Genomic DNA, 4664 nt, shown 5'->3' on the forward strand with positions numbered 1-4664 from the left:
ACTTACCGAAGTTCCCTGACCCTGAGTCCCGGAACGGGACGTTAGGGACTGGCACGTAGTTTGCGAATGCAAACGAGTGACAGAAAGGGAATTTGCCGTAGGCCGAGCGAGGGCATGTCCCGAAGCGAAGCGGTAAGTCGCTGTTAGTCGCAGTAGCGTGGTTTAAATTCTATTCTAATAATTTTGAAATTTTAATATTTTTAATTTTGAATGAGCTGCAATTTTTTCAAAATCAGAATCGTAAGTTGCTAGTGTTAAGTTGTTTGAAATTGCAATTTGTGCAATTAATACGTCTATCGTAGCAACGGCTATTCCTTTCTTAGCCAAATCATTTCTAAGTTGCGCAGCTAGTATATGATCTTTGTTTGTTGGATTAATAAAATTAAAGAAGCAGAGCTGGTTGTTTATTTCATCAAATAACTTTTGATTTTTGATACCAGTTAGAATTTCCTGTAAAATAATACCAGTTAGGAAAATTTCTTCATCATTTTTAATTATTTGATATAGAAAAGTGTCTTCTGAATTAACAGATTTATTTTTTCTTCTAAGAGCTTCCGACCAAACAGAAGTATCAATGAGTAGGTTCACTATAAATTACTTTCTAAGTTTTTTATAATCAGCTTTTGGATCGTATTCAATAGTATTAAAAAATTTAATAATTTCCTTTTGCTTGTGTTTTTTTATAAATTCAATTAGAGCCGTGTTTACAGTTTCTCTTTTTGTTTTTAAACCACTTATTGAATATGCTTCATCTAGTAATTTTGGGTCAATATTTAGATTGGTAGCCATAATGACTATTATTTTACACATTCACTTGTGTAAGTCAATCAGATATTACAACTGAGTTTATTATTTTTTTTGAATAAATAGTATATTTTCATGCTATTGCGACTAACGAACTAGACTTACCGAAGTTCCCCGACCCTGAGTCCCAGCGGGACGTTAGGGACTGGCATGTAGCTTGCGAATGCAAGGCGAATGCCAGAAGGGGAATTTGCCGGAGGCCGAGCGAGGGCGAAGTCCCGAAGCGTAGCGGTAAGTCGCTGTTATCTGCCGTGCAAGTTAAGTATGTTCGCTTAAGTTTTGTTTAAAATTATGGTCAATTACTTTGAAATAATAATCATTTTCTATCAAAATCAAAATGATTAAAACTTCTTGATTATTTGCTAGGTTAATAATGCTAAGAGTCAAATTATATTTTGAATTCTGTAGATCCTTAATTTCTATTTTATTCGTATTAAGATATTTTGAAAATGCTGAATTGATAAAATTTTTTATATTTTGAATGCACTTATTCTTATCAGTAATCAAAAATTCTAGTAAACCTCCTGATTCGGGATCCATTATTTTTGATCCTTTTTCTGTTAATAATCCATTTATAATACCGTTTACAATAGTATCAAATCCTCGGTGTTCAATATTTCTTCCGAAAACATCTATATCTATAAATTCTTTCATAATTCTTATCCTATTTTTTTCCTTTCTTTAGGTTTTCATTAATTTCTATTAGAATGTTTGCGATATCATGTGTATCTTTTCTGTATATTCCTGTAGGTCCTTTATACTGGTTGAAGTCAAAATAGAAATTGCGGGTATGATTTCTTTTGTCAAAACCAGAATAATTAATTTCAATGCTTAAGGTATCACTATTTCGATCATTTCTCGCTAAAACTATAAAGCAAATATTTCGTTTATCAAGAGAAGTCAAGACTGGAATCCCCTTAGCAACAATTTCCGTTTCGACAAGTTTGATATTTTTGAAATAAATGAAGTTGTCTGGACTGATTATGAAAGATAAATTGTAGGCGGTTTGGTTCGAAACATTTTCTACTATTAGGTGGTATTGGTTAAAATCGTTTGATATTGGAACCATTCGTAATTGAATTTCAGGTGTTAAAAGTAACAATCGTGATTGTTTCATTTCTTTGTACATAAAATAAGTTGCAACTGAATATGCAACAGTGACTAAAAGCATGAAAATTGAGGATATAGCTTGTATTGCACTAGAATTGCAGTTTAGAAATTCAATCATATGTTTTCCTTTATGTTTTTAGTTTTGCATGGCAGATAACGAACTAGACTTACCGAAGTTCCCCGACCCTGAGTCCCGGATACGGGACGTTAGGGACTGGCATGTAGCTTGCGCAAGCAAGGCGAATGCCAGAAGGGGAATTTGGCGTAGCCCGAGCGAGGCCTTGTGCCGAAGCGAAGCGGTAAGTCGCTGTTATGCGATAGTGCCTAATTTATTTATTAGATTTTCCCTTTGATGGCCATATGATTTTTTCTCCTGTAACTCTATTATAAATTTTATAAGCGGCATCTAAATATTCTTTATTTTCTTCAGAAGTCATTTCGAAATATTCGATTATTTGTTCCTCATTAAATGTTGGAGAATTGTGAGTTAAAGTTTCTATTATCAATTCTTGTTTATGTTTGAAATCTAAAGTATCATTGTAAAACTTTTGAATTTCTTGAAATAATTTAAAATCTAATTCAGCTATCAACAGAGCAGTTTTTTCATACCAGATGTTAGAAAATGTTGGGAAGGTTGAAGAGGAAAAATGTTCACTCGTTTCGTCTGCTACCCTAAACTGATATTTATCATTTTTTAACGTAACTATTTCATATGATAAATTCTTAAAATTTCGAAATGTGTCAATATAGTTGGAAAGAATAAACGATGAATTTCGAATATCATAAGACAATTGGTGTATTTCTTGACCTAGAAAATTCTTAATTGCATTTAATTTGTTCTTATCGTTTTTTTTTCTTTTGAAATATTCAATTATTTCTTTTGCAACAAAGATTGTTATAGCTATTGTTGCAGTTATGGGAAGAAAATTTTCAAGTTTTGGGGGCATTTTATTATTTCCTTTTTATTTTTTAGGCATTTCGCATAACGAAAAAGCTTACCGACGTTCCTCGTAGCTGAGCCTACGGAGTAGGCGTTAGCGTCGGCGCGATATTTGCGGAGGCAAAAAAGCGTGCCGGAGAGGAATGTGTCGGAGACCGAGCGAGGCCGTAAGTGCCGAAGCGTAGCGGTAAGCGGATGTTAATTGCAGTAGGTTTCTGCAGAAAAAGATAATAGTCGAAAGGGAAATCTCATCAAGCGCGAAAATTTGCGATCCGAATCTTTTTTCTTATAAATTTATATTGGAACTAGCGAATTAAAAACTCTTCTTTCTTCTTTTAATGGAAAAATATAAATCTTTAGCAAATCACAGTTTAATAAAAGAATCTTTGAAGAGAGTCTCCACTACTAAAAGGCAGTAATATATTAATTCCTCAACCCTTTCTAAAGAAAATTTTCGCGCGCATTTTTTGTATGAATTAACCTATTGCAATTAACGAACTAGACTTACCGAAGTTCCCCGACCCTGAGTCCCAACGGGACGTTAGGGACTGGCATGTAGCTTGCGTAAGCAAGGCGAATGCCAGAAGGGGAATTTGGCGTAGCCCGAGCGAGGGCTAGTCCCGAAGCGTAGCGGTAAGTCGCTGTTATCCGCCGTTTATATTTACTTTGGTGAAGCCGTAATCGAGCAATTTATACTTTTCATTGAAAAATATATCAATGTGTTTATCTTCTATGATAGTACCTTTTTTAATTCCAAAATAATCTGAAACTAAGGGATGACCTAAGGAAGAGGCAGTAACTTTTTTATAAATTAGATAATTCAAAGGTTTATGACTCTCAATAATAAATTTGTTTTGGTCTGAAGAAGTTTTAAAATTTTGTTTCGGTTCCCAATATATATTTAAATCATCTATTTTTCCAGTAATCACATTTTGTTTATAAGCTTGAGAATAAGATTCTCCAGAGTAATTAAAGGCTATTTGAGCTAGATAAGAAAAGGTGCTAAATAAGGTAATAAGTGCATACACTCCTTTCAAGTTATTACTAAAGGTTAGAATTATAGAATGGTATATTTCGGTTTCGCTGAAATTGGGCAAGATTTTTGTAGTTTCAGAATATGGGCAAATTAAATTTCCTGCAGAATTTCCATCACAGAAAGCAAATTTCCTACCTAACAAATCGGGATTATGATTTTTATATAAATAATATAGCAATGCAGATTTGTATAAAGAGCGAAGTACTTCTATAGAGCCAGAATTAAATTCCCAAGAAAAATTAATTTCACGATCAAATGTTGGTTCAAAATTTTCATTTGGAGGTGTTTTGATTTTTCTTCCTAGTCTTTTTGAGAGTTTGATAGATTCTTCTTCAATTTCTTTACTATTTGTTCCATATATAATATATCGATTTTCATCTATTTTTTCAATTTTTGATTTTCTTCTTATCCCTTTTTCTGGATCAAATCGAAAAGCTTCCACTCCATTATGATCTTTTATATAAATGCTTTTGTTACTTCTTCTTGCTCTAAAGACATTTAATGTACTGGAGATTAAACGAAAATTATTAATCAATTCTATGTCAATTGTTCTACCATATCTTTCATTGCATCCAGAACAAATGATTTTTCTTGATTCTAGATTTCCACCTAATGCCTGAGGTATTATATGTTCACTATTAAAATATTTGAAAGAATATTCTGTTTGGCAGAAGTAACATTTCATAACAATTTTAAAAATGGCGGATAACGAAAAAGCTTACCGACGTTCCTCGAAGCTGAGCCTCTGTAGGAGGCGTTAGCGTCGGCGCGATT

Annotated in this window: 6 protein-coding genes; all 6 read right to left on the bottom strand. The window is 33.1% G+C overall.

Annotation, left to right across the window (positions count from 1 at the left end; all coding sequences use genetic code 11):
- Window positions 1–174 precede the first annotated feature (174 nt).
- The gene (gene vapC, locus ND811_RS18790; RefSeq protein WP_265353523.1) at window positions 175–588 is read right to left on the bottom strand and encodes a type II toxin-antitoxin system VapC family toxin; all 414 of its coding nucleotides are present in this window, start codon (window positions 586–588) and stop codon (window positions 175–177) included.
- A gap of 6 nt (window positions 589–594) precedes the next feature.
- Entirely contained in the window at window positions 595–789 is a 195-nt protein-coding gene (locus ND811_RS18795) for a type II toxin-antitoxin system VapB family antitoxin (RefSeq protein ID WP_100729109.1), read from the bottom strand.
- Between the two features lie 273 nt (window positions 790–1062).
- Window positions 1063–1458, bottom strand: a complete 396-nt coding sequence (locus tag ND811_RS18800) for a hypothetical protein (protein WP_265353524.1) — start codon at window positions 1456–1458, stop codon at window positions 1063–1065.
- 10 nt (window positions 1459–1468) lie between these two features.
- Window positions 1469–2032 (bottom strand): hypothetical protein, encoded by a 564-nt coding sequence (locus tag ND811_RS18805; protein WP_265353525.1) that lies wholly within the window; start codon window positions 2030–2032, stop codon window positions 1469–1471.
- A 211-nt stretch (window positions 2033–2243) separates the two neighbouring features.
- Window positions 2244–2861, bottom strand: a complete 618-nt coding sequence (locus tag ND811_RS18810; RefSeq protein WP_265353526.1) for a hypothetical protein — start codon at window positions 2859–2861, stop codon at window positions 2244–2246.
- Between the two features lie 637 nt (window positions 2862–3498).
- Window positions 3499–4575 (bottom strand): HNH endonuclease, encoded by a 1077-nt coding sequence (locus tag ND811_RS18815; protein WP_265353527.1) that lies wholly within the window; start codon window positions 4573–4575, stop codon window positions 3499–3501.
- Window positions 4576–4664: the final 89 nt, after the last annotated feature.

The sequence above is a fragment of the Leptospira soteropolitanensis genome, from assembly GCF_026151655.1.
Lineage (GTDB): Bacteria > Spirochaetota > Leptospiria > Leptospirales > Leptospiraceae > Leptospira_A > Leptospira_A soteropolitanensis.

Coding starts and splice junctions, on each gene's coding strand:
- ND811_RS18795 (WP_100729109.1), bottom strand. CDS start 789: ATGGCTACCAATCTAAATATTGACCCAAAATTACTAGATGAAGCATAT.
- ND811_RS18800 (WP_265353524.1), bottom strand. CDS start 1,458: ATGAAAGAATTTATAGATATAGATGTTTTCGGAAGAAATATTGAACAC.
- ND811_RS18805 (WP_265353525.1), bottom strand. CDS start 2,032: ATGATTGAATTTCTAAACTGCAATTCTAGTGCAATACAAGCTATATCC.
- ND811_RS18810 (WP_265353526.1), bottom strand. CDS start 2,861: ATGCCCCCAAAACTTGAAAATTTTCTTCCCATAACTGCAACAATAGCT.
- ND811_RS18815 (WP_265353527.1), bottom strand. CDS start 4,575: ATGAAATGTTACTTCTGCCAAACAGAATATTCTTTCAAATATTTTAAT.